This window comes from Aurantibacter sp. UH7 (assembly GCF_056839165.1).
Window position 1 is genome coordinate 2,205,006 of the sequence record NZ_CM166388.1, and the last position, 26,112, is coordinate 2,231,117.

The 26,112-nt window shown below is 33.0% G+C and carries 31 protein-coding genes; 11 read left to right on the top strand and 20 right to left on the bottom strand.

The window, feature by feature from the left end:
• The 9 genes from UH7x_RS09370 to UH7x_RS09410 all read right to left on the bottom strand — a co-directional run bounded on the left by UH7x_RS09370 (window position 1) and on the right by UH7x_RS09410 (window position 7,446).
• A complete protein-coding gene (locus UH7x_RS09370; protein ID WP_482363463.1) occupies window positions 1-693 on the bottom strand; it encodes a hypothetical protein in 693 nt (230 codons plus the stop codon).
• Window positions 686-1,117 carry a hypothetical protein gene (locus tag UH7x_RS09375; RefSeq protein WP_482363464.1) on the bottom strand — a complete coding sequence of 144 codons (432 nt, stop codon included), beginning with the start codon at window positions 1,115-1,117 and terminating at the stop codon, window positions 686-688. The genes UH7x_RS09370 and UH7x_RS09375 overlap by 8 nt, the downstream gene beginning before the upstream one ends.
• Before the next feature lie 116 nt (window positions 1,118-1,233).
• Window positions 1,234-2,607, bottom strand: coding sequence for an MBL fold metallo-hydrolase RNA specificity domain-containing protein (locus UH7x_RS09380; RefSeq protein ID WP_482363465.1), 1,374 nt, complete (start codon window positions 2,605-2,607; stop codon window positions 1,234-1,236).
• A 3-nt stretch (window positions 2,608-2,610) separates the two neighbouring features.
• Window positions 2,611-3,450 (bottom strand): ATPase, encoded by an 840-nt coding sequence (locus tag UH7x_RS09385; protein ID WP_482363466.1) that lies wholly within the window; start codon window positions 3,448-3,450, stop codon window positions 2,611-2,613.
• Window positions 3,447-4,355 carry a mechanosensitive ion channel family protein gene (locus UH7x_RS09390; protein ID WP_482363467.1) on the bottom strand — a complete coding sequence of 303 codons (909 nt, stop codon included), beginning with the start codon at window positions 4,353-4,355 and terminating at the stop codon, window positions 3,447-3,449. Before UH7x_RS09390 ends, UH7x_RS09385 begins: the two co-directional genes overlap by 4 nt.
• A gap of 6 nt (window positions 4,356-4,361) precedes the next feature.
• The gene (locus UH7x_RS09395; protein WP_482363468.1) at window positions 4,362-4,766 is read right to left on the bottom strand and encodes a hypothetical protein; all 405 of its coding nucleotides are present in this window, start codon (window positions 4,764-4,766) and stop codon (window positions 4,362-4,364) included.
• A 64-nt stretch (window positions 4,767-4,830) separates the two neighbouring features.
• Window positions 4,831-5,679, bottom strand: coding sequence for a universal stress protein (locus UH7x_RS09400; protein ID WP_482363469.1), 849 nt, complete (start codon window positions 5,677-5,679; stop codon window positions 4,831-4,833).
• A gap of 64 nt (window positions 5,680-5,743) precedes the next feature.
• Window positions 5,744-6,595 carry a universal stress protein gene (locus tag UH7x_RS09405; protein WP_482363470.1) on the bottom strand — a complete coding sequence of 284 codons (852 nt, stop codon included), beginning with the start codon at window positions 6,593-6,595 and terminating at the stop codon, window positions 5,744-5,746.
• 8 nt (window positions 6,596-6,603) lie between these two features.
• Complete coding sequence (locus UH7x_RS09410) at window positions 6,604-7,446, bottom strand: universal stress protein (protein WP_482363471.1); 843 nt, start codon at window positions 7,444-7,446, stop codon at window positions 6,604-6,606.
• A 119-nt stretch (window positions 7,447-7,565) separates the two neighbouring features.
• Between UH7x_RS09410 and trxA the strand changes: the two genes are divergently transcribed.
• On the top strand, window positions 7,566-7,865 hold the full coding sequence (trxA, locus tag UH7x_RS09415) for a thioredoxin (RefSeq protein WP_482363472.1): 300 nt from the start codon (window positions 7,566-7,568) through the stop codon (window positions 7,863-7,865).
• A 20-nt stretch (window positions 7,866-7,885) separates the two neighbouring features.
• On the opposite strand, the gene UH7x_RS09420 is transcribed toward trxA, so the two are convergent.
• Window positions 7,886-8,857: an ROK family protein gene (locus UH7x_RS09420; protein ID WP_482363473.1), complete on the bottom strand. Its 972-nt coding sequence runs from the start codon at window positions 8,855-8,857 to the stop codon at window positions 7,886-7,888.
• 111 nt (window positions 8,858-8,968) lie between these two features.
• Between UH7x_RS09420 and UH7x_RS09425 the strand changes: the two genes are divergently transcribed.
• Window positions 8,969-9,205, top strand: a complete 237-nt coding sequence (locus UH7x_RS09425) for a hypothetical protein (RefSeq protein WP_482363474.1) — start codon at window positions 8,969-8,971, stop codon at window positions 9,203-9,205.
• 12 nt (window positions 9,206-9,217) lie between these two features.
• Here the strand turns inward: UH7x_RS09425 and UH7x_RS09430 are convergent, their stop codons facing one another.
• The 6 genes from UH7x_RS09430 to UH7x_RS09455 all read right to left on the bottom strand — a co-directional run bounded on the left by UH7x_RS09430 (window position 9,218) and on the right by UH7x_RS09455 (window position 15,361).
• Window positions 9,218-10,069: a universal stress protein gene (locus tag UH7x_RS09430; protein ID WP_482363475.1), complete on the bottom strand. Its 852-nt coding sequence runs from the start codon at window positions 10,067-10,069 to the stop codon at window positions 9,218-9,220.
• Between the two features lie 12 nt (window positions 10,070-10,081).
• Entirely contained in the window at window positions 10,082-10,924 is an 843-nt protein-coding gene (locus UH7x_RS09435; protein ID WP_482363476.1) for a universal stress protein, read from the bottom strand.
• 14 nt (window positions 10,925-10,938) lie between these two features.
• On the bottom strand, window positions 10,939-11,784 hold the full coding sequence (locus UH7x_RS09440; RefSeq protein WP_482363477.1) for a universal stress protein: 846 nt from the start codon (window positions 11,782-11,784) through the stop codon (window positions 10,939-10,941).
• A gap of 84 nt (window positions 11,785-11,868) precedes the next feature.
• Entirely contained in the window at window positions 11,869-12,717 is an 849-nt protein-coding gene (locus UH7x_RS09445; protein ID WP_482363478.1) for a universal stress protein, read from the bottom strand.
• A gap of 80 nt (window positions 12,718-12,797) precedes the next feature.
• Window positions 12,798-13,844: a response regulator gene (locus tag UH7x_RS09450; protein ID WP_482363479.1), complete on the bottom strand. Its 1,047-nt coding sequence runs from the start codon at window positions 13,842-13,844 to the stop codon at window positions 12,798-12,800.
• Complete coding sequence (locus UH7x_RS09455; protein ID WP_482363480.1) at window positions 13,841-15,361, bottom strand: sensor histidine kinase; 1,521 nt, start codon at window positions 15,359-15,361, stop codon at window positions 13,841-13,843. Before UH7x_RS09455 ends, UH7x_RS09450 begins: the two co-directional genes overlap by 4 nt.
• Window positions 15,362-15,447: 86 nt before the next feature.
• On the opposite strand from UH7x_RS09455, the gene UH7x_RS09460 reads away from it, so the two are divergent.
• Window positions 15,448-15,864, top strand: a complete 417-nt coding sequence (locus UH7x_RS09460; RefSeq protein WP_482363481.1) for a hypothetical protein — start codon at window positions 15,448-15,450, stop codon at window positions 15,862-15,864.
• 62 nt (window positions 15,865-15,926) lie between these two features.
• Here UH7x_RS09460 and hpf read toward each other — a convergent pair whose 3' ends face one another.
• Window positions 15,927-16,226: a ribosome hibernation-promoting factor, HPF/YfiA family gene (gene hpf / locus UH7x_RS09465; protein ID WP_482363482.1), complete on the bottom strand. Its 300-nt coding sequence runs from the start codon at window positions 16,224-16,226 to the stop codon at window positions 15,927-15,929.
• A 210-nt stretch (window positions 16,227-16,436) separates the two neighbouring features.
• Here hpf and UH7x_RS09470 point away from each other — a divergent pair, with 210 nt between their 5' ends.
• The 5 genes from UH7x_RS09470 to UH7x_RS09490 all read left to right on the top strand — a co-directional run bounded on the left by UH7x_RS09470 (window position 16,437) and on the right by UH7x_RS09490 (window position 20,880).
• Window positions 16,437-17,450, top strand: a complete 1,014-nt coding sequence (locus tag UH7x_RS09470) for an efflux RND transporter periplasmic adaptor subunit (RefSeq protein WP_482363483.1) — start codon at window positions 16,437-16,439, stop codon at window positions 17,448-17,450.
• Window positions 17,447-18,709 carry an ABC transporter permease gene (locus UH7x_RS09475; protein ID WP_482363484.1) on the top strand — a complete coding sequence of 421 codons (1,263 nt, stop codon included), beginning with the start codon at window positions 17,447-17,449 and terminating at the stop codon, window positions 18,707-18,709. Before UH7x_RS09470 ends, UH7x_RS09475 begins: the two co-directional genes overlap by 4 nt.
• A gap of 8 nt (window positions 18,710-18,717) precedes the next feature.
• Window positions 18,718-19,392, top strand: a complete 675-nt coding sequence (locus UH7x_RS09480) for an ABC transporter ATP-binding protein (RefSeq protein WP_482363485.1) — start codon at window positions 18,718-18,720, stop codon at window positions 19,390-19,392.
• 93 nt (window positions 19,393-19,485) lie between these two features.
• On the top strand, window positions 19,486-19,932 hold the full coding sequence (locus UH7x_RS09485; protein WP_482363486.1) for a hypothetical protein: 447 nt from the start codon (window positions 19,486-19,488) through the stop codon (window positions 19,930-19,932).
• Window positions 19,933-19,992: 60 nt separating this feature from the next.
• Window positions 19,993-20,880, top strand: a complete 888-nt coding sequence (locus tag UH7x_RS09490) for a L,D-transpeptidase (RefSeq protein ID WP_482363487.1) — start codon at window positions 19,993-19,995, stop codon at window positions 20,878-20,880.
• 35 nt (window positions 20,881-20,915) lie between these two features.
• Here UH7x_RS09490 and UH7x_RS09495 read toward each other — a convergent pair whose 3' ends face one another.
• From UH7x_RS09495 to UH7x_RS09505, 3 genes are all read right to left on the bottom strand, one after another.
• A complete protein-coding gene (locus tag UH7x_RS09495; protein ID WP_482363488.1) occupies window positions 20,916-21,209 on the bottom strand; it encodes a chaperone modulator CbpM in 294 nt (97 codons plus the stop codon).
• 5 nt (window positions 21,210-21,214) lie between these two features.
• Window positions 21,215-22,108, bottom strand: coding sequence for a DnaJ C-terminal domain-containing protein (locus UH7x_RS09500; protein WP_482363489.1), 894 nt, complete (start codon window positions 22,106-22,108; stop codon window positions 21,215-21,217).
• Window positions 22,109-22,341: 233 nt separating this feature from the next.
• The gene (locus UH7x_RS09505) at window positions 22,342-22,773 is read right to left on the bottom strand and encodes an RrF2 family transcriptional regulator (protein WP_482363490.1); all 432 of its coding nucleotides are present in this window, start codon (window positions 22,771-22,773) and stop codon (window positions 22,342-22,344) included.
• 149 nt (window positions 22,774-22,922) lie between these two features.
• On the opposite strand from UH7x_RS09505, the gene UH7x_RS09510 reads away from it, so the two are divergent.
• Genes UH7x_RS09510 through nosZ form a run of 3 tightly spaced genes read left to right on the top strand, consistent with a single transcriptional unit; the run spans window position 22,923 to window position 26,014 of the window.
• On the top strand, window positions 22,923-23,429 hold the full coding sequence (locus tag UH7x_RS09510) for a c-type cytochrome (RefSeq protein WP_482363491.1): 507 nt from the start codon (window positions 22,923-22,925) through the stop codon (window positions 23,427-23,429).
• 10 nt (window positions 23,430-23,439) lie between these two features.
• A complete protein-coding gene (locus UH7x_RS09515) occupies window positions 23,440-24,024 on the top strand; it encodes a fasciclin domain-containing protein (RefSeq protein WP_482363492.1) in 585 nt (194 codons plus the stop codon).
• Window positions 24,025-24,052: 28 nt separating this feature from the next.
• Window positions 24,053-26,014 carry a Sec-dependent nitrous-oxide reductase gene (gene nosZ / locus UH7x_RS09520; RefSeq protein WP_482363493.1) on the top strand — a complete coding sequence of 654 codons (1,962 nt, stop codon included), beginning with the start codon at window positions 24,053-24,055 and terminating at the stop codon, window positions 26,012-26,014.
• The last annotated feature ends 98 nt before the right edge of the window (window positions 26,015-26,112 follow it).

The following is a 26,112-nucleotide window of genomic DNA, read 5'->3' on the forward strand; positions in this document are numbered from 1 at the left end:
TTAGTAGGATTTGAATTTAAGGTTTGTTTGATTGTTGGAAGTTTCTTCATTATCATTTTCATGAAAAATTAAATTTTGCTCTTCCATAGCGAGCACAACAAGTTTAATGTATTCACCAATCGATTTATTGAAGTTTTTTGGGTCTGTAATATCAATTCCAGCTCTCCAAATAGTTTGGCGTTCCTTACCTACACAAATACAATACAGAGCTGTTTCTATATGAAATATTGAAAAGGTTTCGTAATAGTCGTCTTTGTAGTAAATGTCTTGATGACTCATATAATCATCATGAAAATTGTTTAAATAATTTTCTGCCCTTGATATTTTTGTACGAAGAGTTTTTTTGTCCTCAGAACCTATAACCTTGGTGAAAAGTATGGCATCAAAGTCTTTGTCTAATAATTGTTCTTCAACCTCAGTAAGTTGTTCTTCAGACTGTTTTGAAGAAGTGAACTTTACATCGAAAAGATCTATGCTTCGCATAGCTTCAATATCACGTTTATCAAACTCTTTCTTTAATTTGGTCTCGAAATCTACACGAACATCTTCGTTTTCCGTCATCCCCACAATTAGAACTTTGTACGCATGGAATAAAACTGTATCTGGGTCTTTCCAATTACTTACCAATTGAGTAGAACTACAATTGTAAAATAAGGACGATATTAGAATAAGGATAACTATTTTTTTATTCATGATTAGTAGGTTTACGTTTTTTTAAAATACCACCAGCATATTTGAATATTTCAGCTTTTAGATTTCTGTATTTGGTTGTATAGTCAACCATTTCAGCCTTTAATTTATCCTGATTTTGATAAAGTAAAAGGTCGCGTGATGTGTCAAGACATTCCAACATTCCACCTAAAGCATTCTCATGTTTATGAATCGATTTAAGTAGTAGAATTTTGTTTTCATTAGATTTTTTCAAACGTTTTTGAAAATCTGCTAAACTTTGAAAAAGGTTAGGAGTGTCAGGTTCAAAAACATAAGAATTTAGTAGGTGGTCAATAAATATGATTTCATCATTAATAAAATTCAGAGTAGATTTCCAATCTTGTAATTTAAAGTATAGCTGTTCTGCTTTTTTTTCACGATCCTCGATTTTATTAACATCTTTCATAGCGCATAAATTTTAAGGTTTAAAAGCTTATATAAATTCGAGTAAGATTTATCTTATAAGCAAGATGAAATTAACTATTTATTAGCGTGTATAAAATGATATAAATCAGATTTTACTTAGGGAATCATTATTTCTATTTCTTCGGATAAACTGGGAATATGAGTTTTCCATCCAAAGGTGTCTTTAATTTTTACACGAAAACCATTTAAGGAAGTAGGTTCTCCATGTATTAAGAAAACCTGTTCAGGTACATTCTGTATACCACTCATCCAATCTATTAGCTCTTTTTGATCTGCATGTGCGGATAGGCTTTCAAAGTGATGAATTTTGCATTTTACAGGATAATATTTTCCATAGATTTTTAGTTCATGTGTTCCTTCTAAAAGTAATCGCCCTCGTGTTCCTTCCGCCTGATAGCCAACGAGTAATACATTCGTTGTAGCAACATCTAATAGCTGCTGCAAATAAGTTAATACTCTTCCGCCAGTTACCATTCCACTTCCTGCGATAACTATTTTAGGACGTGGGTCGTCAATAGTTTTCCATGTGTCTCTATATGAACTAATAATAGTCATGTGGTTACACATAGCTTCGTATTCTGCAATAGGTAGTTTGTGCCATTTAGGAAAATTCTCAAAAACAGATAGTACATTATTTCCCATGGGACTATCAATAAAAATAGGAATATTTGGAATTTGATTTTTTTTGAACAATTTCCATAAAACGAACATTAATGATTGAAGACGCTCTACCGCAAATGAAGGTATAATTAGGTTGCCTCTTTGGTTGATAGTATCTGTAATTAATTTAACTAGGATGCCCTCAACATTTTCTTCAGGATGAAGTTTATGTCCGTAAGTGCTTTCTATAAATAGATAATCTGCCCATTTCGGACTTTTTGGAGATGGTAGTAAGTAATCTTTTTGTCTGCCGATATCTCCTGAGAAAACAAAAAGTTTTCCAAAAATATCAAGCTCAATAAAACAAGACCCAATAATATGGCCATTGGCTACGAATCTAAATTTAATATTTTCAGAAATTTGTTCCCATTGTTCTTCTTCTTGTGATTCAAAATGAACAAGTGTTTTTTCTACATCTTTAAGCGTATAGAAGGGTTGTGCTGGACTGTGTTTAGAAAAACCATCTTTATTTGCTTTTTCAGCTTCTTCTTCATGAATTTTTGCACTGTCTCTTAATATAATTTCGGTAATTGCTAATGTAGGAGAGGTTCCAATTATTTTTCCTTGAAACCCTTCTTTTTTTAATCTGGGTAAATAACCTGTATGGTCTAGATGACCATGAGTAAGTAGTACTAGGTCTATTTTAGATGTGTCTATAGGCAAGGGTTGCCAATTCTTCTCTCGAAGTTCTTTAATACCTTGAAACATGCCACAATCAACCATAATATTGAGTTCTGCTGTCTCCAAATAAAATTTGGATCCGGTAACAGTACCAGCAGCTCCTAAAAAATTTATTTTAACTTTTTGCATCTATTATTGATTACATAATTGGGTTATTTCTTCTAGTATTCTATTCTTTCGGTCATCAGAAATATGCATTTGATTTAGATAAAAATTATCTTCTAATAATTGTCTGCAAAGCACAATACCTTTACCTAATAAATAATGTTTTTCTTTAGCACTCATTAATGTGGAGACCGTAACGGGATATAGCCCTAATCTATCAATTCTTTCTTTTAGTCCATCGTTTTCGGGGTAATCCCAACTTAATAAATATAACCCTGCACATTTACCATACTTAATGGCATCTGATGTGAACCTTGTATTGGTTGCTACCCAGCCACTTTCTAGTTGTTGATGATGATTTTCCCGATCCCATTGTGCTTTTACATCTCTATAGCGAGAATGTATGTAAAGGGGTATTTTAACATTGCAATTAAGTCCTTCTTCCCCATGAAATTTGCATTCAATAATATTTACTATATTATTTTTTTCTATGAAAACATCAATTTCATGAGTTACACAAATACCAGACATAATTTTACCAACTTCGGTGGTATAACCCGAGTAATTGAATATAGCTGCAATGAATTTTTCAAAAGGAAATCCTGTTGGGCCTAATTCATAAATCGCTCTTTTTAATTTGTATTTAGAGGCAAATACACTTTTCTTTTTTTTTAAAAGTGCAAATGCACGATTATAGATTTCTTTTGTTGAAATACCTTTATATAATTCATCTCTAACGGTATTAACTATCTGATCAATTAAAACATTATCTGCCCCACTATGTTTTAATGAACCTCGAAGTTTCTCTATAGAAAATTTAGCCTTTTCACCAGAAGATTTTAATATGTCAATTGTTTCTTTTTTCAAGATGATTGATTTTTTAGGCTTATTTCAACTTCAGGAATTTTAAGTAATTGTAGCGTAGTAGAGGCAAAATGCACATCTTTATTTGTATCGGTTATAGCTTGAGCTATGCTTTCGAAAAGCTGGTGCTTAGTTGCTCGTCTCTTTTTGTAATCGGTAATATATCTTAAATTTAGTTCTATCCAATTGTCGGTTAAGCGAAGAGCAATGGTAGGTTCTATTGCTGCATTTTCGATATAATATCGTTCTACCATTTCTTTCCATTTTGTGGTAGAATCTTTTGTGTATTCAGATAGTTGTTCATTGGCGATGTCGTAGACAATTTTTTTAGCAAGTTCAATATTAGAATCATAGGTAATTACTACGTTAAGTTCATCCCATACAAAAGGAAAATCCATAGAGTAATTTTTTATGGGTCCTTTAAAAACGAAGGCGTTACTTATTTTTACAATTCTACCAGAGTAGTTATCGCTATTTACCCATTCGCCCATTTCCATAATGGTTGTATAAATGCTATCAATATCTATGACATCACCTTTAATTCCGTTTATTTCTATACGGTCTCCAGGTTTGTAAACTCTTACAAGGAAAATGTAAAACGAACCAGCTATACTTAAAATTAACTCTTGGAGGGTAAAGGTAAGACCTGCCGTAAAGAGACCTATGATTATAGTGTAATCAGTAACGTCATCAATGGTAAAAGAGAATATTACCACTAAGAATATCAAAATATAGCCAATTATTTCAACAGCTTTTTGGGCTTTGTAGCGAATGGTTGTGTCGTCTATTCTGCGTTTAAAGAATTTTCGAACAAGACCAATCAAGATTAAGATTATTGCAATCCAAATGACAAGTGTTGCAATTTTCATTGCCATAGGCTGCTTAAAAAAATCAAAGAATTCTTGCATTTGGTTTTAGCTAGTATAAAAATCACGTACCAAAGCTGTAACCTGATTGTCCGTCATGCTATCAACTTTTTTAATTGTTTTAATTTTAGCAGCAACCCTAGGGAAAGAAATTTCCAGTTCTTCTCTAAGTTTTTCATTGGTGCCTGCTGGACCGAATAAGGCTAAACTATCAGCGTCTAAAATGTTTTCGGCTATGCGGTGAAAGTACTTTTTTAATTGTTGTTTTTCGCGCTCCAGATATTTACTGTCTTGAACTACATCTTGTGGGCCTCCTTTTTGAGCAGTACCTGAACCTCCTTTTGGGTTGAAGAAGTCGAGCTCAGATTGTATTGTTTTAAAACTTTCTTTGTCTTTATTAATAGTTACTAAATGTGCTTTTTCTTTATCGATCCATATGCCTATATTTTTCATAATAAATGAGTTTTAATAATGTTATTATTAACCTGAATAATATTTAAAAGAAGTTCCAACTCAATTAAGAGTTGTCTTTTAAAACCAAGATAGGAATCTCGCTATAATATCCAAGTTCTTTAATTAATGGGTTTGAAAGTATGCTACTGAAGAATCTATGTTTTCTATTCAAAAATGCTATCATATCGCTATTTCGGCTTTTAATAAATGCTTCGACTCCTTGATTTACGCCAACTTTAGATAGCGTATGAAAGCTATGGTCTATGTTTTGCAACATGTCATCAATTAGCTCTTTGTTACTTTCTTGGTCTTTGTTTAAAAAGTCAGTTTTCTCAATGTGCAAAACGCAAACACTAGATTTGTGAATTTTAGCAATCTCGAACATATAATCTAGTTCTTTTCTTTTAAAAGGGGTTTTAAAATCAGTAGGGAATACAATTTCTTTGGGAGGGGAAAAACTAAAATCTGTAGGGATGGCCAAAACTGGACATTGGGTAATTTTTTCCATTACTCCAATTGCATTAGTTCCAAGTATAGCATTAGTGTTATCTGTAATGCCCTTAGTGCCCATAACAACTATGTCTATATCTTTTGCCTTTATAATACTTTCTATAGCCAAAAGCAATGAGTTGAAAGTGCAAACAGTATGATATGTATGTTTGTCATTTTCAGGGTGAAATCGGAGTACCTCTAATAAGCGAGCCATTTCCTGCTCAGAATTTTCTTTTGCCGCTTCATAATAATGTTCACCTGGTTCTGGTACTAATAATCCATCTAATGAATATCCTTTAGCATGAAAAGCATTTAGAAAATAAAAATCGCATCGTACATCTTTGTATAAGTCCAAAGCGTATCGTATGGCATTGAGCGCATTTTTAGAATAATCAGTCGGTAATAATATTCTTTTGTCCATAACATAATTATTTAGGTTATGTACTAAAAGTAGCCTAGAATCTTAATTCATGAAATGATAATTATCATGCATTGTTCGGTAAGATTAATAAAGGAATCTCGCTATAGATACTAAGGTCAAGAACCACGGGTTCTCTAAAAAGTTTGTCTAAAAAATAATGTTGGTAATAACACATTGCTATTAGGTCTATGTCATTTTTTTTGGAAAAATCAGCTACACTTTTTGCTTTCGATTTTTCACATGAAATAGTATGATAACAGGTAGGGATATCTATAAAAAAGTTATTTATAAAAGTTTTATTTTTTTCTTGTTCGGTATTTATGTTATCATCATCACAAACGTGAATTACATTTAGAGTAGCATTATTTTCTATTGCTAAATCTTTTAAGGGAGATAATGTATTATTCTCTACAGTATGCTTATAGCTAGTAATGTAGCCTAAATTTGAAATTGGTTTAAATTCTTTTTGCTTAGGTATGCTAAGTATTGGGCAATTAATATTGGCTTTTACCATTTGAATAGTGTTGCCCCCTATAAATATATTTATAGCACTAGTTCTTCCCTTGGTACCCATAACAATTAAATCAATGCTGTTTTTATTTACATAAGATTTAACAGCGCTTTCTAACGAATCATTAATAGGTGTCTTTAAAAATTTGTGGTTGTTGTTTGTTTGAGTATCTGTAATAATTCTATGATAAGTTTCTAATAAACATTCATCAACTCTATTTTTTAAAAAAGTGTCTAGCTCTTTTGTTGTATTTACCCCTTTATATTCCGCTTTAAAATGTGATTGCTTGTCATAAGCATGCAAAATATGAAAAGTACATTTTTGGTTTTTATAGAGCTGGGTAGCATAAAAGAGGGCATTATATGCATCGTTCGAAAAATCTGTTGTAACTAGAATATTGCGCATAATAATTATTATTTAAAATGTGGAATTACCATAAATGGAATAGTGATATGTAACCCAATTTTTTTAATTACAGGTTCAATGAAAAGTCGTTCAACAAAAGTGTGTTTGTTTTTAACCATTACCAATAAATTCATCTTGTGCTTTAATTGAAAGTTGTTGATAGCATGAATAACCTCTTGGTGTGGTTGCTCATGAAAAAGATGAGCCGTATGTTTTAAAATTGTATTTAATTTTTCTTTGTTCTCCTCTTGTTTTTTAGATAGATTATCTTCATTAGCGACATGTATTACTTCAATACTAGACATGTGTTGTTTAGCTAATTCTAATAGCATTTTTAGTGGTTCTGGTTTAAATTCTATTTCGTAATCGGTTGGAAACAAAATTTCTTTAGGTGTTTCATATTCAAAATTGGGAGGTATTGCAATTACAGGACATTTTGCTTTTTTAATAATATGAACAGTGTGCGTACCGAAAAGTATTTCTTCAGCACCAGTTGCTCCTTTTGTGCCCATTACAATCAAGTCTATATTTTTTTCTTCCACCATTTCATCTACCTGGTTAGGAAGTGTGTTTAGGCAAGCATAAGATTCAAAAGTATGGTTGCTATTGTCAAACTCTTTAGCTATGCGCTGCTCTAATTTTTCTAAATTATTGTTTGCTGTTTCTCGAATAACATCTCCTAATCCAAGTTGCCCTGAACTGCCTGCTAAATATTGAGCTTGATAAATAGGTGGCATATAAATATGCAGCAATGAAAAAACACAGGGTACATCTTCAAATAATTGCAAAGCATATTTTATAGCACCGTATGAATTGTCTGAAAAATCTGTTGGAAGGAGTATACGTAACATAATATCAATTTTTATAATTGCAATGTTCAAATCTAACATGAAGAATAGTGGTAAACCATGACATTCGTCAGTTTGTCAATGCCAGTATTTTGTAATTTGCAGTATTAAATTTAAATATCATGAAAGGAAATTTTGAAAAAGTAATAGCTTCTGAAACACCTGTTTTAGTAGACTTTTTTGCAGATTGGTGTGGTCCTTGTAAAACTTTAGCGCCTATTCTAAAAGATGTAAAAAAAGAATTGGGTGACGGTGTACGCATTGTTAAAATAGACGTCGATAAAAATCAACCCTTAGCTAATAAATATCAAGTAAGAGGTGTGCCAACAATGCTATTGTTTAAAAATGGAAAACAATTATGGCGAAAGTCTGGGGCACTACCAAAACAGGAGATTATCGGAGCTATAAAACAGAATTCTTAAGAGATGTGTTATGAGTGATATCAATTTGGATTCAACTGCTGCCATGCAAGAGCCGCTGGTCCAAGTATAGAGTCAGAACTTGTAGCTTTTGATAAAATAATCTTCACTTTATTTTTATAGGTTTTGAAAAGAGCAGCTTCCATATAGTTTTTCAATGGTTGTAGAAACAAGTGGCCTGCATGGCTAAGTCCTCCAGAAAGTATAAAGGCTTCCGGTTCTAAATGAGCTACGGTATCTGCCATTTTACGTCCAAGGATTTTCGCAGTCTCTTCAAAAGCTTTTAAGGCAATTATATCTCCTTGGTGTGCTGCTTCAGAAATTGTTTTACCATCAAGTTGGTCGTAACTATAGCTACGTAATAAAGATTCTGCATTATTGTTCGATAACAATTCAAAGACGGTACGTTTAATTCCTGTCACAGAGGCATAAGTTTCGAGGCAACCTTTCAAACCACAATTACATTGTCTTCCATCCGGAAAAACATTTACATGTCCTAATTCGCCTGCCATTCCGTTTTGTCCATATATTAATTTTCCTTCGTTAATTATACCGCTTCCGAGACCAGTACCTAATGTTAGAACGATAAAATTTTTCATGGATTTACCCGCTCCATAATAGAGCTCTCCTAAAGCAGCAGCATTGGCGTCATTAGTTATGTAAGTAGGTAGTTGCAGTAATAGTTGCACATCTTGGCTTATGGGTATACTTTCTCCCCATTTAAAATTTGGAGGATTTATCATTTCACCAGTTATGTAGCTTGCGTTAGGAGCGCCAATTCCGACGGCAAGCATGGTGTTATTAGTTGAATAAGGAGTGACAAGTAATTGTATCTCTGAAGTAAGTTTCTTAATGAATTTAGGGTAGGACTGCTTTGCATCGGTATTAAATCTGCGACTATCAAGTACATTGCCCTGTGTGTCTACTAAGCCTATTTTTGTATAGGTTCCGCCAATATCAATAGCACAAACCAGTTTTTTAGATTTTTTGTCCATGGAATAACAATTTGTTATTTTTCAAAATTCAGAAAGTTTTTTCTATACAGAACTGATAAATATCATTTCATATCTGTAGATGAGTTATTATTTTTCATGAAAATTATACTCATGAAAACATTAGCAACATTAAAAAATTTTAAATCTGCGGAAGGAAAGAATATTATTTCTCGTAACCTGCCACGAATTAAAGACATTGTCATTTTAGATATGAATGTAGAAAACGGTACAATCACTTTTTTACATGCCAGTAAGACGGCATTAGAAAGGGTTAAATCTGAATTAAAATGTCTTGGTTTTCCGATTAGTAATTTGCAAAACCTAATGCCAACTTCAATTAAAAAGTAATGAGTTTTAGCATTACTCTGGTAAATGCATTACAAGCAGCGGAACTTTAGTTTTAAACGCAATGTTTTTAACTACGGGCTCATGAGTTAATTTTTCTAAAAAACTATGCCAGTAATCTATAATTGCAACCATTCCGATAGTATTATTTTGTTCTACTAGGGATGCTATTTCACTGGATATATTTTCTGTTTTTTCTATCTCTAAAATTTCATAATTTACATCTTTAAGCCGCTTTCCTAAAACTTTTTTAGCGGTCTCTTGATGTGCTATTTTTCTTGTTTCATCAATTAAATGTAATACTTGTATTTTAGAGTTCCATAATTCTGCAAGCATTAACATTGGCTTAAGTTCATACTTGTCATAAACATGTTCGAAACCGGTTGTAAAAAGAATAGTTTTAGGAATTGTAAATTCATAACCAGACGGAATTGCTACTATTGGACAAAAATCAATTTTACTGATTATAGAAACAGTATTACTGCCCATAAATACACTTTTTAATCCACTAGCGCCTTGCGTACCCATAAATATGCAAGAAATACGAAGTTCTATAACAGACTTGCCAATTGCATTCAATAATGAATCAGCAACTGCCAAAGTTTTAAAAATGTGTTTGGGATTTTTGTTTTCTGATTCTATAGCATTTAAAGCTTCATTCAAATCTCTTTCTGTAGCTTCTTTAGTAATTCTAAACAATCTAGTATTTCGTTGCTTATTTCTTAAGCTTTCAAGGTTCGAAGCGCCAGTTTGATATGCGTTTAAAATATAAAAAGTGCATTCTTCATTTTTAAACAAGAAGTTCGCATAGCGTAATGCATGAAAGGCATTGGCGGAGAAATCTGTAGGTACTAAAATGTTAGTCATATTAAGATTATTTTATTCGGGTAATACCAAAAGTGGAATTTCTGTTTGAAAACCTACTTTGGACACTACGGGTTCTTGTGTTAATTTTTCCATGAAGGTATGATTGTAGTGTATTAAACAAATCATATCTGCTAATTGTTCATTGGCAAATTCATTTATAGCTTCTGCTACAGTGGTATGAATTACAATCTTATGAAACGAGTATTTTAAGGATTCAAATCGTTTTTGTAATAAAATTTTATTTGCCTTTTGCTCGTCTGAAAGACTAAATTCTTGCGCAACTTGAAATACCAATAATTCTGATGACCAGAATTTGGCTAATTCTAATAATTGATTGAGCTGATTTTTAGAAAAAAAGTGAGCGAATTCTGTTGGAAAAACAATCTTATACAATGATTGAAAATTAAAAGATTCTGGGATTACTAGGATTGGACAATTTCGAATTTTTTTCAACACTCTTACTGTATTGCTTCCTAAGAATATTTGCTTGGCACCTGTAGCTCCCTTTGTGCCCATAACAATCATATCTATATCTTTTTTTGGCACCAGTTCATTTATAATACTAGCTAAATCACCAGAAGCAGCTTTTATTTCAAAAGAATGTTCTTTACTATGAGTGACTTTTGAAATAGTTGTAAGGATTTGTTCTAATTTGTTCATTGCATCTTTATGTAATGCACTATAAATCATTCCTGTTCTATTATCATCTTGTAGGCTTGAAATGTTTCTCTTATCTGGTTGGTAAGTATGCAGTATGGTAAAATTACATGAAGTATCTTTTTGTAATTTTATAGCCGTAAATATTGCATTTAGCGCATTGCCTGAAAAATCTGTGGGTAAGAGAATCTCTTTCATCGTGTCTTTTTTAATTACCGAGGTAAATTTTGTAACACTAAAAATGGAATGTTGGTTGTTAGCCCAATTTCATCTACTGTTGAGCGATAGAGTAAATCTTCTAAAAACGAATGTCTAGAATTTACCATTACCAGAAAGTCGATTTGTTTTTGATTGATGTATTCTTGTATTGCTTCGGTTTTATTTTTTACTGATGTTTGATCAAAAAAGAGATATGAATTTGGCAATCCTTCACTTAAAAAGCGCTGGTTGTCTATTTGCCGTGCACTCAAATTATCAAAGTCTGAAATATATAAGCAGTGAATTTCAGATTTAAACTCTCCACTAAGGCAGTTCAATAATTTAAGTTCTCTTCTTTTATAGGGTAACATATAATTGGTGGGGAATAATATTTTTTTTGGCTGATGGAATTCAGCATTATTTGGAACCGCTAAAACTGGGCATTTTACATATTTAAATAGTTGAACCGTATGACTGCCAAAAATTATTTTCTTGTCGTTCGATTTTCCTTTCGTGCCCATGACAACCATGTCAATATTTATTTCATTAACCTGGTCGTTAACTGCATCAACTAAAGAATCGCATACAGAAATGCTCTCAAAACTATGACGTGGATTTGGTGGAACCGCAGTAATCTGCTGTATTAATGTATCAAGCTTCTTCTCAGTTTCTTCTTTTACTTTCTTTTTTTCAATTTCTATGTCTTCATCATTATTAGATTTAAATTGACCGTATAATTCATCGGCAAAAGCATGAAGAAAGTAAAAGCGCGTGCGTTCGCATTTAAAAAGGCTCAATGCATATTGAATTGCATGTAATGCATTATCTGAAAAGTCGGTAGGAATCAATATCGTTCTCATCGCTGCTATTTTACTCAAATATAGCGGTGATTGTTATTGCAAAAAATGATATTGGTCAGTTACCTGCAGTACAACTATAGATTACTACTCGTGAATAACAAAGAATGGAACCGAAGTATGGAAGCTAATTTTTTCTGCTAAAGAATCGAAAAGTATTTGTTGAATAAAATTCAAATTTTTGGCTACCATAATTATCATGTCAATGTCTCTACTTTCTACAAAGCATTGTATGGCGGCATTAACACTTTTATTGGTTACGGTATGAAAACTGTTATCTTTTTTAAAAGTTTCATTTAGGTAATCAGAAAGATATTCTTTGTTTTTTTCTTGTGCTTGAGTAAGTTCTCTATCTGTTTTTGATACGTTCATTACCCGAATACTTCCTTGGCATAAGCCTAACATTTCAGACATTGCCTCTAATATGTTGTGGGAGTAAAAAATGTTGTAGTCTGTAGGAAATGCTACTTCTTGTGGTACTGAAAATGCGACACCTTTTGGAATAATTAAGGTGTTACATTTAACTTTGGTTATTACATCACCAGAATTGCTACCAATAATACGTTTACGCATTCCGGTTGCACCTTTAGTACCCATAATAATTAGGTCTATTTTGCTTTCAGTAATATGTTTTTTTATAATCTCTAGGAAAAATCCATGTTCGTGAATACTAAAGTATTTGTGATTTTTATTGCTAACGTTTTGTTCTATTTTTCGATGTAGAAGATTTAATTCTTGTTTAGAATTTCGTACCAACTCTTTGGTTTGCACACTTTCATCTGTCTCATAGGAGGTTTCACCCATCGGCGAATCTATGAAATCACTAACATGTAATAGGTAGAAATTACATGCTGTATGTTCGAAGAGCTGCTGAGCATATTTTAACGCATTCCAGGCGTTCTCCGAAAAATCAGTCGGAATTAATATATTCTTCATTGTTTATATCACTATATGAACAAATTTATGTTGCACATACAGTACAAAAAATGATAAATATCAGTATAGCGATAATTAGCTTAAATTATCTGCCGCAAAGCATCAAGTTCTAGAATGCAGATGTTTCTACCTTCAATTTCTACCAATCCTTCCTTCTTAAAACCAGATAGGGTACGAATTAAGCTTTCAGTAGCAATTCCGGCAACACTTGCCAAGTCGCTTCTTGAAATGCGAATAGGATCTTCCGGCTTTTTATTCATTACTTCTGAAAATTGCAATAAAGTCTGTGCGGTTTTCTTTCGGACCGAACTATAAGCCATTTGAAGCAATTGCTCTTTCATATCGGTAATATTTTCCGATAAGAGATCCATTAATTCTATGGAAATATTTTGATTTTTTCGCAGAATATCTCTTAGTTCCTGTTTTGATATTCCGGCAACTTCCGTTTTTTCGACAGCGGTTGCTGTTTCTTGATAAGGTATATTATCTATTAATGAAGTGAGACCAACAAAGTCGTCGGCTCTATATAAATCAGTAATTAGTTCTTTGCCATCTTCATCCATTTTATGGCATTTGACTACACCTTTTATAATTAAATAAATATTTGTTGATCGTACTCCTTCGTTAAAAATATGCTCTCCTTTTTCGAATTTTTGAATACTACCATTATCGTCAAAGAAATTTTTCAATTCATTTAAATTTCCCATTTTTTCATCCGAATGACTTGAATTTTCAGTTGAAGTAATTCTTGAAAGTAATTCTGCTTTGGCTAATCTGCTTTCTAAAGCACTGAGCAGTTCTACTTCTTCAAATGGTTTAGTAAGGTAATCATCAGCACCTAAATCCATTCCTTTGCGAATCTCTGAACGTTCCGTTTTCGCAGATAGGAATATAAACGGAATTTGTTTTGTGGTTTCATCCAAAGAAAGTTCTTTAAGAACACCATAGCCATCTAACTCTGGCATCATTATATCACAGACAATAATATCTGGTCTATCTTTCCTTGCAAAATCGACTCCAATTTTTCCATTAGGTGCCATACAAACTTCATATCCAGAAAGCTCTAAAATTTCAGCAGTATTTTCACGTAATGAAAGATCGTCTTCTATTATAAGTACTTTTTTCATGATTCAGATTTTAAAGGTTGCATAGGAACTTTAATCTTGAATTCTGTTCCCTCATTTTCATTGCTTGTAAAGGTAATATCTCCACCTAAATCTTCTAAATGGCGTTTTGCTATGTTTAGTCCGATACCTGTTCCTTGGTTTAATAGGGCGTTACCAGCTCTAAAATAACGCTCGAATATAAATTTCTGTTCAGCTTCTGGAATACCTATGCCTTCGTCAATTATAAGTATGTAGCAATATTTTTTCTCCTTATTTACGCGAATGTCAATAGTTTTATTCTCAGGGGAGTATTTTATGGCATTGTGCACTAGGTTAGAAAGGGCGAGTTCTAAAATTTTTTCGTCAAATTCTAAAATAATATCATCAATATCTTGAGGGTACAAAATTCTTTGCCCTTCTTTTAATAACATATTCGAATCGTACACAACTTCATTAACCACCTTGCTTAATGGAAAAGTGCTAAAATTATATTTTACTTTACCAGATTCAAGCCGTTCTACCGATAAAAAATCATTTAAGATATTGTCTAAATACTTAACCTTGTTTTTAATTGTATTTAGATGTTTGTCTCTATTTGTTTGTTGTTCTGTTTTAGTGTATTTGGTTAAAAGTGTTGTAGATGTTAGAATGCTACTTAAAGGCGTTTTAAATTCATGAGATACCAAAGACAAAAATTTAGTTTTTAATTCGCTAAGTTCTTTTTCTGCAGAAAGAGCTGTTTCGAGTTGTTTTGTGCGTTCTGAAACAGTTTTTTCTAAATTTTCGGTGTATGATTTTCGTTCAGTAATATCAAGAATAATAGCTACATAAACATTTTGTTTGCCAATATTGGCTTGCTGTAGATGTACTTCTACAGGGTATATGGTGCCGTTTTTTCGTTGGTGTCTTGTTTCAAATTCCATCTTAATATTATCACCATTAAAATGAGTAGTGATTAATGTTTTAAAAGATGCTTCATCATAATCAGGTTTAATATCCGCAGGTGATATTTTTTTTAATTCATCTAAAGTATAACCAATATTTATTTGTGCGCCATAATTAACATTAATGAACTTAAATGTAGCGGCGTCAAACACATAAATTTCATTAAGTGATTCATTAAAAATTTGATACCAAAGTCTTAGTTCTTCCTCGGCTTTTTTTCGTTCGGTAATATCTGTTACCAAAGCCATTATATAAGAGTTTTCATAAAGCTTTAATGGATTAAGACCAGCTTCTACCGGAAACTCTTCTCCGTTCTTCTTGCATCCATACAAATTACGACCTTGGCCCATCTGTCTTTTTTCAGCACCGTTTTTAAAAGATTTAAAATGGCCTGAATGTGCTTTGCGGTAATTATTGGGAATTAAGATGTCTAAAGGTTTGCCAACCAGTTCATCTTCATCATAACCAAACATTAAATGTGCAGAACCATTTGCAGCAACTATTATTTGCTTGTCATTTACAACCAAAATACCTTCAGAGACAGACTCTGAAAGTAGTTTAAAGATATTGCTGTTTTTCTCAAATACTTCCATGACTATAAAGATAACCTAATAACTGACTTTTATCATTTTATAAGTAATAATCAGAATGTATTTTTAGTAAAGTCAAAATAATAGTCATGCAAAAATCGGAAACCAATAGTATTGGAAATGAATTTTATCAAAAAGTAGGTGCTCTATTTTATGCTATTGCAATGGCAGATGGTACCATACACAGCAAAGAAAAAGAGAAGTTAAAGATTCTTATTCGCGAAAAATGGTTGTTGTTAGATGATCTAGAAGATGAATTTGGTACTGATGCGGCATTTCAAATTGAGATTGTTTTCGATTGGTTTACTGAAAATGAAAGAACAAGTAATGAATGTTTCACCAATTTTATAGTCTTTTACAAACAGCACAAAGCTATTTTTTCAGAACAGATTAAATCACTTATTTGTGAGACTGCCAATGCTATTGCTTATTCTTTTTCAGGAAAAAATAAATCTGAACTTATACTCTTAGCTAAGTTACAGTTGCTTTTTGATGATGATAACTAAAAAAAATCAACTTGAAATTCAGAGAATTTCAAGTTGATTTTCAAAAATGCTAAATACCTCAATTAATGTTTAACAAATGAATCTTTTCTTCGTTTTAATTGATGCTCTAATTCCTTTACAGTTTTGGCGACAGCCTTTTCAAAATTACTTTCTTTTGATGTGGCAAATAATCGGGGACCAGGAGCACTAAGTTCAATTTCACAAATTTGATTTTTAGTAGAAGAGTCACTTTCAAGTTTTAAAAATACTTCAGCTCTTATCACCCAGTTAAATTTATGGTGTAATTTTTCTAACTTTTCAGTGATTATTTTGCTCAACGATTCGCTAGTTGGCATATGTACATATTGAATATTTATTGTCATAATACTACTGTTTTAGTCATTAATACCGTAAAGATAGGATTGACTTTTATCAATACTTATGATAATTGTCATAGCTGATAAAGCTTCTCTTGATTATTTTTAATACTTGTAAATAATCTAATTATGGTTGTTAAAGAAAGCCCTTCAATTTTTTTGTACGTAGTGCTGTTCATGTTACTTTTTTCTTGTGGTACAAAACCGGATAAAGTATTGCCGCAGAAGACAAAAATTACAGAATCGGTATATTCTTCGGTTACTATTCAGCCAGATAGCTTGTATCAAGCATATGCAATAGTTGCGGGTATTTTAGAAGAGAATTTGGTTGATGAAGGAGAAAAGGTTGATAAAGGTGATCCAATTTTACAAGTGATAAATACGGCACCTGCTTTAAATACCGAAAATGCGAAACTTGCGTATCAATTAGCGATAGAAAATTATGATAAAACCTCGGGAGTATTAAAAGGACTAAAAGATCAAATAGCATCGGCACTACTTAAATATAAAAACGACTCTATAAACTATCATCGACAGCTACGACTTTGGGAGCAAAAAATAGGTTCAAAAGTTGAATTGGATAATAAGCAATTGGCATTTGAGCTTTCGCAAAATAACCTAAGTCTTTTAAAAAGCGAATATCAGCGAACAGAAAATGAGCTAAGAACAAAAGTGCGTCAGGCTAATAATAATTATAGAACTGCGGAGATAGCCACAACAGATTTTACGGTAAACAGTAAGATCAATGGTAAGGTATATGCCTTAAATAAAAATCCTGGTGAGTTGGTGAATACTATGGAGCCTCTAGCTTCAATTGGTAGTGCCGATGTTTTTCTAATTGAAATGTTGGTAGATGAGGTCGATATTGTAAAAGTAAAACTAGGACAAAAGGTTGTACTTACTTTAGATGCATATCAGGATCAGATTTTTGAGGCAGAAGTAAGTAAAATATATCCTAGAAAAGACAGTCGTTCACAAACATTTAAAGTGGAAGCATTATTTGATAAACAACCAGAAGTACTTTATCCAGGGCTTTCGGGTGAAGGAAATATTATAATTGCCCAAAAAGAAGAGGCGATTGTTATTTCCAAAGGGTATTTGGTTGATGGAAATAAGGTGCGAACAGAAGACGGACTTATAACTGTTAAATTAGGTTTACAAAATTTAGAAAAAATTGAAATTACTGAAGGTCTAGATGCCAATACTTATATTCTAAAACCAGAGGAATGATAAACTGGAAAGTAATTCTGAATATAGCAAAAACACACCTTTTAACGAAGTTGAAATCTACTGCAACGGCAACTTTAGGGGTTACATTTGGCATTGGAGCGTATATAACTATGGTTAGTTTTATGACTGGCTTAAATACAATGTTAGATGATTTAATGTTAAATCAAACGCCGCATATTCATATCTATAACGAGATAGAACCTTCTGCAAAGCAGCCAATAACTATGTTTAATGAGTTTGAAGATGCATTAAATGTTGTCCGTTCTGTGCGGCCGAAACAGAGTCAACTCAAGATACATAACGCCTTGCCAATATTAGCTAAACTTAAAAAAGATAAAAATGTAAAAGGTGCAACCCCTCAAATTCGTGCACAAATATTTTACCTTTCTGGTTCTATTGAAATAGGTGGTAGCTTAATAGGAATCGATGTTATGGAAGAAGTAAGGCTTTCTAATTTTCGTGATAATATTGTTTCTGGTTCTGCAGAGGCCTTAAGAAATAATGATAATGGAGTTTTATTAGGCTCAGGTTTGGCAAATAAAATGTCGTTATCAATTGGTGATCGAGTACAGATAAGCACAGTTGCTGGTAGCATGTTTCCATTAAAAATAGTTGGTATTTATCAAAGCGGAATAGCAGAAATAGACAATGTTCAAAGTTTTGCGAATCTCAAAACAGTACAACGTATTCTTGGCGAGACCAACAGTTATATCACCGATATAAATGTTAAGCTTTTCGATATAGATAAAGCTGTTTCTATGACTAAAATGTTAGAACAGCAATATGCTTTCCAGGCTACCGATATTAATGAAGCGAATGCGCAATTTGAGACGGGCACCAGTATAAGAAATCTAATTACTTATGCGGTTTCTATTACGCTATTAATTGTTGCTGGTTTTGGAATCTATAATATTTTAAATATGCTTATTTACGAGAAAATGAAAGATATTGCCATACTAAAAGCTACGGGCTTTTCTGGGCGCGATGTTCAATTAATATTTATGAGTCAGGCAATGATTATTGGTATGGTTGGTGGTGTGCTAGGTTTATTGTTAGGTTTTGGATTGTCAGTTTTAATTGATCATGCACCATTTGAAACGGATGCTATGCCAACGATTACCACCTATCCTGTGAGTTTTGAAATTGGCTACTATATTGTTGGAATTACTTTTGCATTAATTTCGACGTTTATTGCTGGGTATCTACCTTCGAAAAAGGCTAAAAATATTGATCCCGTTAAAATAATTAGAGGAACTTAAAATATGCTATGAATTCTATTTTAGCTACAAAACATATCGATAAACATTTTCATAAGCCAAAAGATTTTCATGTGCTAAAAGATATTTCAATAGAAGTGTCTAAAGGTGAATTTGTTTCAATTATGGGTAAATCGGGTTCAGGTAAATCCACCTTGTTATATATTCTTTCAACTATGGACACCGACTATACGGGTGAATTGTATTTGAATGATACATTAATAACAGGTAAGACACAACAAGAACTGTCTACAATACGGAATAAAAATATCGGTTTTGTATTTCAGTTTCATTATTTACTTTCCGAGTTTTCTGTGATTGAAAATGTTATGTTACCTGCTAAAAAGTTAGCGGAAAAAACGCATGAAGAGATAGAACATGATGCCAATGAAAAATTAAAAATGCTAAATATTGGGCATTTAGCGAAACAAAAAGCATCTCGTATTTCTGGTGGAGAAAAACAGCGTGTAGCCATTGCCCGAGCACTTATAAATAATCCGTCAATCTTAATGGGGGATGAGCCTACTGGTAACTTAGATAGTCATAATTCTGAAAATGTATTTAGTATTTTTAAGCGACTTAAAGAGGAAGAAGGTTTGTCACTATTAGTTGTAACCCATGACGAAGATTTTGCGCAAAGAACGGATAGATTAATAACAATGGAAGATGGCAAGATTTTACAATAGTTTTGAGACTTCTCTAAGTACTTATTAATGATAATCGTCATTGTTTATGATGGGTGTGTGATTTAATTTCGATTGAAATTTAAATAACACATCATGAAAAATAAAATTCATTCAGAGCTAGATCAAAATTCTAATATTAAATGGGATGAACTATATGTTTTAAGTGGACATTGGAAAACGGACTTAGAATTTTACAGAGATGATTTACGTTTTTTACATCATCTAATTCAGAAATATTTGATGTGGATTACAACGGAAGTAAACATGGATATGGTACGTATTATGGAAACCAATCTAAAGGAGCTTGCAGAAAAATGTGAAGTTCTTCTAAAAAGTGTTAGTAACCATCAAATTGAAATCGGTCGTTTTATTGATAAGTCAACAGATAATACTCTAGATAGGCTCCAAAACGAACATGTACTTTGTGAGAGTGAAATTGCAGATTTTGTTAAGGCATTTCGTAAAAACCGAAAAGAAGTCTTTAAAATTACTGAGTATATTATTGACAGTGAAAAACTACCTCATATTCTTGAATCATAAATCAATATTTACCGACCCATTTTAAAAGTTTAGCGTACAATAAGGTTCAAGAGGCAGATTATGCGAATTCAATTTACTATAATAGCTTTAATTTTTAGTTCGATTTTAACCGGACAGCAAATTAGATATGATTCTACATTGCTAAAAAATTTTTCAAATCAAATTGAAATAGAGCATGATATAAAGGTTTCAGACTACTTTAATTTTATGGACGCTTTAGTTAAAATAGGTGATTCCGTTTTAAATTATCCCATTTCAGAACATATATTAGTACGCAATAATCCTTGGATAGTAGATACTTTAGCAAACACAGATTATTATCGAATGATGGCTAAAGATTCTTTTGTTCTTGATCAAAAAAAACTTGTTGTCTTGCATAAAGGAGCTGTTTTAAAGGTTCCAGATTCCTTAACTACTTGTGCTATTTTAAGAGACTTTGAACGAACGAGAATTGAAGTAAATATTCCTGAGTATAGACTTCGAATATATAGAGATACTGTTTTATTAAATTCGTTTCTTGTTCGGGTGGGACAAGACCGAAAACGTTATTTAGCAATGGGTGATCGTGAGACTGATTTAAGAACAAAGCTAGGTAAAGGAATTATTGTAAAGCATGTTAGAAACCCAGATTTTTATAACCCTGTAAATGGAAAGCAATTTTTCTACACGAAACGAGATGACGGTAAAACGACGATCATGCCTCAAATTCCTTGGATAGAGACTGAAGTAAATGGAATTAGAAACGGACAGATGATTCACCCAACAACCAATCCTGTTACTTTAGGTAAGCCCTATTCTAACGGATGTATAGGAACAAAAGAAGCGGATGCATGGATAATCTATTATAATGCTCCTATAGGTACACCTCTTGAAATAAAATATCAATTGGAGGATATTAATGGAAAGGAATTAGAAGATATATATGGGTTGTCTCAGAAGAGATTATAATAATTTAATTGCTAGTTAAACTCATAAAAGCCTTACTAAAGTTCAAATCGATTCAACTTTCTTTTAAGACTATAAACTTCTTCCTGAAGTCCATTAATTCTATTTAGTAAATGATGAATTGCTTGTAATCCTTCTGGGTTTATTTCTAGTTCTTGATGTAGACGTAACATTTTTTCTAAAAGAGGTAAATCTTGTTCATGAATATATGGCTCACTATCTATAAGTTCTATTGAAACAATCTCATAGTCCTGTAAGACTAGAACGAAAGATTCTTCTATTCCGTAATTATTACAAAACTCAGTAATTCGTATAAATTCTCTTGTTTCCATGTCTTTTAATTTAAATTGGTTTTCTCCAATTGTTTAAAAAGTTCTTTTTGATTATCTGTTAAATTTGTTGGAATTTTTATGCTATAGGTGATAAACAAATCTCCAAACTGACCTTCCTTTTTATATGCGGGAAAACCTTTGCCTTTTAATTTTACTTGCGTTCCATTTTGGGTTTCTGGCTTTACCTTTAGTTTTACTTTTCCCGTAAGCGTTTCAACAGTAATTTCTCCACCCAAAACTGCTTTTGTAAGCGGAATATTTACTGTTTTGTATAAGTTGGCGCCCTCTCTTTTAAAAGCGGTGTTATTCTGTATTGAAAATGTAATATATAAATCTCCCTTAGGTGCGCCTTGCGACCCTTTTCCACCGTGTCCTTTTATCTTAATTGTTTGGCCATCTTCAATGCCTGCAGGGATTGTAATACGAATATTTTTACCATTTACGGTTAAGGTTTGTTTATGTGGGGCCGTAACATCGGTAAGATTTAAACGAAGTTCTGCGTTAAAATCTTGACCTCTAAATTTCACCTCTCTACCCTGTTGTCCAAAACCAGATCCACCGAACATCGATTCAAAAAAGTCTGAATAGTCACCTCCTTGTCCACCAGCATAAGATTGCTGGTTAGAACTACGTCTCGATTGCTGTTGCGCTTTTGCTTTTTCAAATTCTTCCGCGTGCTGCCAATCTTTGCCGTATTGGTCATATTTTTTCCTTTTTTCTGGGTCGCTCAATACTTCATTAGCTTCGTTAATTTGTTTGAATTTTTTTTCAGCTTCCGTATTGTTTGGATTTAAATCGGGGTGGTGTTTACGCGCCATTTTACGATAGGCCGATTTTATATCTTTCTGTGAGGCTGTCTTTGTGAGACCTAATGTTTTATAATAGTCAATAAAATCCATAATCAATCTATTCAATTATCAGTAAATGTTCATTTAAAATCCTTAAAGTAACTCGCCATTAGTATAAAAGAATAGCGATTAGCCAAATCTGGCTTTGGTACCAAGATTTTCTGTTAGTAACAACAAGATTGTTAAAATACCTAAATATCTGCTTAGCATATATTATTTTATATCAAAGCTAAGAGCAACAAAACCTTTTTTAAATGATAAATATCATGCCGGTTTTAAAGTTGTTAAATGGATAAGAAAGTATCACCTTTCTTTATGTCATCCACCAAATCCTGAATCTTAGTTTTTTCAAGTTTTCTAAATAATTCGCTTTTTGCACTATCCATTAAATTATGAAGCGGACAAGGATGGGATGCATCGCATTCATGTAAGCCTAACATACAAGTATTCATACGTGATTCACCATCAATTACATTAACAACCTCTATAAGATGCGCTTCACAATTTTCATTTGTTGAGTAAAAACCACCATTAGGTCCTCGTGCCGAAGAAATTAAATTATGACGTACTAATTCTTGCATCAATTTAGAAAGATATGCCTGTGGTATACCTGTATTTTTACTTAATTCTTTCGCTAGTACCTTTTGTTTTTCAGAAGAATTTGCTGCGAGATAAAGTAAGCCAGTTAGGGCATATTTAGAAGAAGTGGAAATCATAAAAAAAGCAATTTTTGTAAAAATACAAATGTTTCAGAAACTGTATTTAAAGATAAGAAGACATTTTTATCTTTAATTATGACTTTTGTCATATTTAGTACAGAATTTGACCTGTAAATTTGTCGCATTAATTAGTAAATAACCATACAATGAAAACAGTAATAAAAAGTGCATTATTGATTCTTACGCTAATTTTAATGAGTTGTGGCGGTAAAGAAGAAAAGAAAAAAGATGGATTTAGTGTAGATCGAGCAAAAACCACAGAAAAATCGACCGAAGCAGAGCCAGAAGCTAATCAAGTACCTGCCTCACAGCGAGTTACTTTAGACGAGAAGGGCGTAGGGCAAATTAAAGAAATTACACTTGATGCCGAAATAAATACAGAAATGGCAGCAGCAGGTGAGGCACTATACAAAACTAATTGTACAGCTTGTCACAAAATTGATAAACGATTCATTGGCCCATCACCTCAAGGAATCATGGAAAGAAGAAGTCCTGAATGGATTATGAATATGATTCTTGATCCAAAATTGATGACAGAGCAAGATCGTTGTGCAAAAGATTTGTTAGTTGAGTTTAATGGTGCTGCCATGTCGAACCAAAATTTAACTGTAGAACAGACTAGATCAATTCTAGAATATTTTAGAACCTTATAAATAACTTAATATGAAATCAACCAATTTAAAATTAGTATTTGGTTCGTTGTTAATGCTATTATTGATTTATAGCTGTAAGAATGAAACTAAGACAAACGAAACGACAAATGCACCCGCTGCAACAAGCGAGACAGCTGGTGCGCAAAAGAAGGGTCAAGCTTTTATAGAAGATGATGGATCAACACCTAATGTTTTGCAAATAGCTATAGGATCGCCAGATCATACCACTCTGGTTGCAGCCGTGCAAGCTGCTAGTCTTGAAAATGCTTTAGTAAATGCAGGACCTTTAATGGTGTTCGCTCCTACAAATGAAGCTTTTGATGCTTTACCAGCAGGTACCGTAGAAGGTTTATTAAAACCAGAGAATAAAGCTGCGTTGGCAAATATTCTAAAACACCATGTGACAGCAGGTAACTACTCGAAAGATTTTTTGAAAAAATTTAAGAAGTTAGGACAGGCTAATGATCAGAATGCAATAGTAGAAGTTAAAGGTGAAGATGTATATGTTGGAGGCGCTAAAATATTGGCAAGTATTCCAGCCGGTAACGGTATTGTACATGTAGTAGACAAGGTGATTTTACCGCCGTCAGAATAATATAAAATAATCAATTAAAACATTAAGAATGAAAAAGTATCAATATCAATTAATCGCCCTTTTTGGGTCTGTATTGTTGTTCTCAGGTTGTGGAAACCAGAACGGTAATGGCTCCTCGAGTGGAGCCTTAAGCTCTAGTAATGCAGAAAAAGTTTATGTAGCGCCTGGCGAACAAGATGAGTTTTACGCTTTTATGTCTGGCGGATATAGTGGTAACCTAACAGTTTATGGCTTGCCTTCTGGGCGTATGTTTAAGGAGATCCCTGTTTTTTCTCAATTCCCAACATCTGGTTATGGCTATTCAGAAGAAACCAAACCGATGTTAGAAACTTCTTTTGGTTTCGTTCCATGGGATGATTCTCACCACCCAGATATTTCTCAATCGAAAGGAGAATTAGATGGACGTTGGATTTTTATTAATGGGAATAATACGCCTAGAATTGCACGTATTAGCTTGAGTACTTTTGAAACCGAAGAGATAATCGAGATACCAAACAGTGCAGGTAATCATAGTTCTTCTTTTATAACTGAGAATACAGAGTATGTAGTTGCAGGGACCCGATTTTCGGTGCCTGTACCACAGCGCGATATGCCTATAAATGAGTATAAAAGTAATTTTAAAGGAGCACTTTCTTTTATAAGTGTAGATCCAGAGCATGGTCATATGGATATTAAATTCCAGTTAATGATGCCTGGTTTTAATTATGACCTTTCACATCCTGGTCGCGATAAGTCGCACGGATGGTTCTTTTTTACTACCTATAATACTGAAGAGGCTAATTCGCTTTTAGAAGTAAACGCTTCGCAGAATGATAAAGATTTTATTGCTGCGGTAAATTGGAAAAAAATAGAAGAATATGTAAATAATGGAGGCGGTACAATGATGCCTGCTAATTATGCACATAATGTTTATGATGAATCTACCCATACAGCGACATCTACTATGAAAAAAGAAGTGCTTACTGTAGATCCATTAAAAGTTCCCGGGGCAGTTTATTTCTTGCCAACACCAAAATCTCCTCATGGTTGTGATGTAGATCCAACTGGACAATATATAATCGGTAATGGTAAATTATCTGCAGATTTAACGGTGCATTCTTTTGATAAAATGATTGCTGCCATTGAAGGTGAAAAGTTTGACGGTGAAGCTTATGGTATTCCTATTTTAAAATTCGAAGATGTTTTAGCTGGTACCGTTAAAAGTGGAGGTTTAGGACCATTACATACCGAATTTGATGGAAAAGGAAATGCGTATACAACATTCTTTATTTCTTCTGAGGTTGTAAAGTGGAAGTTGGGTACTTGGGAGGTAATAGACCGTAAACCAACTTTCTATTCTGTTGGTCACTTAATGATACCTGGAGGAAATTCTAGAAAGCCTTTTGGTAAGTATGTAGTTGCAATGAACAAGATTACGAAAGATCGTTATTTGCCAACCGGACCAGAATTAGAACACTCTGCGCAGTTGTATGATATCTCAGGAGAAAAAATGGAACTCATTTATGATTTTCCAACACATGGCGAGCCACATTATGCTGCAGGTATTCCGGCATCAATCCTAGCGCCTAAATCTAAAAAAATCTATCGCTTAGATGAAAACAAACACCCATATGCAGTGACATCTCCAGATGGTACAAAAGTTGTTCGAGAAGGTAACGAGGTACATGTTTATATGTCTATGATTCGTAGTCACTTTACTCCAGATAATATTGAAGGTGTTAAAGTCGGCGATAAGGTATACTTCCATATTACTAATCACGAACAAGATTTTGATGTGCCACATGGTTTTGCCATGATAGGTCAGAATTCTTCAGAATTATTGATTATGCCAGGGCAGACCAAAACATCTATTTGGGAGCCAAAACAACCTGGAGTGTGGCCATTCTATTGTACAGATTTCTGTTCAGCGCTGCACCAAGAGATGCAGGGTTATGTTCGGGTATCACCAGCAAATTCAGATGTGCCATTAACCTTCACATTAGGCGAATAATAAGATTTTAAAACAATTATTTCGTTGGAGAAAAGCGGGTGGCGTCTGAAAAAACCGCCCGCTTTTTTTAATCAATATTTTTGAATAAGCAACCAATC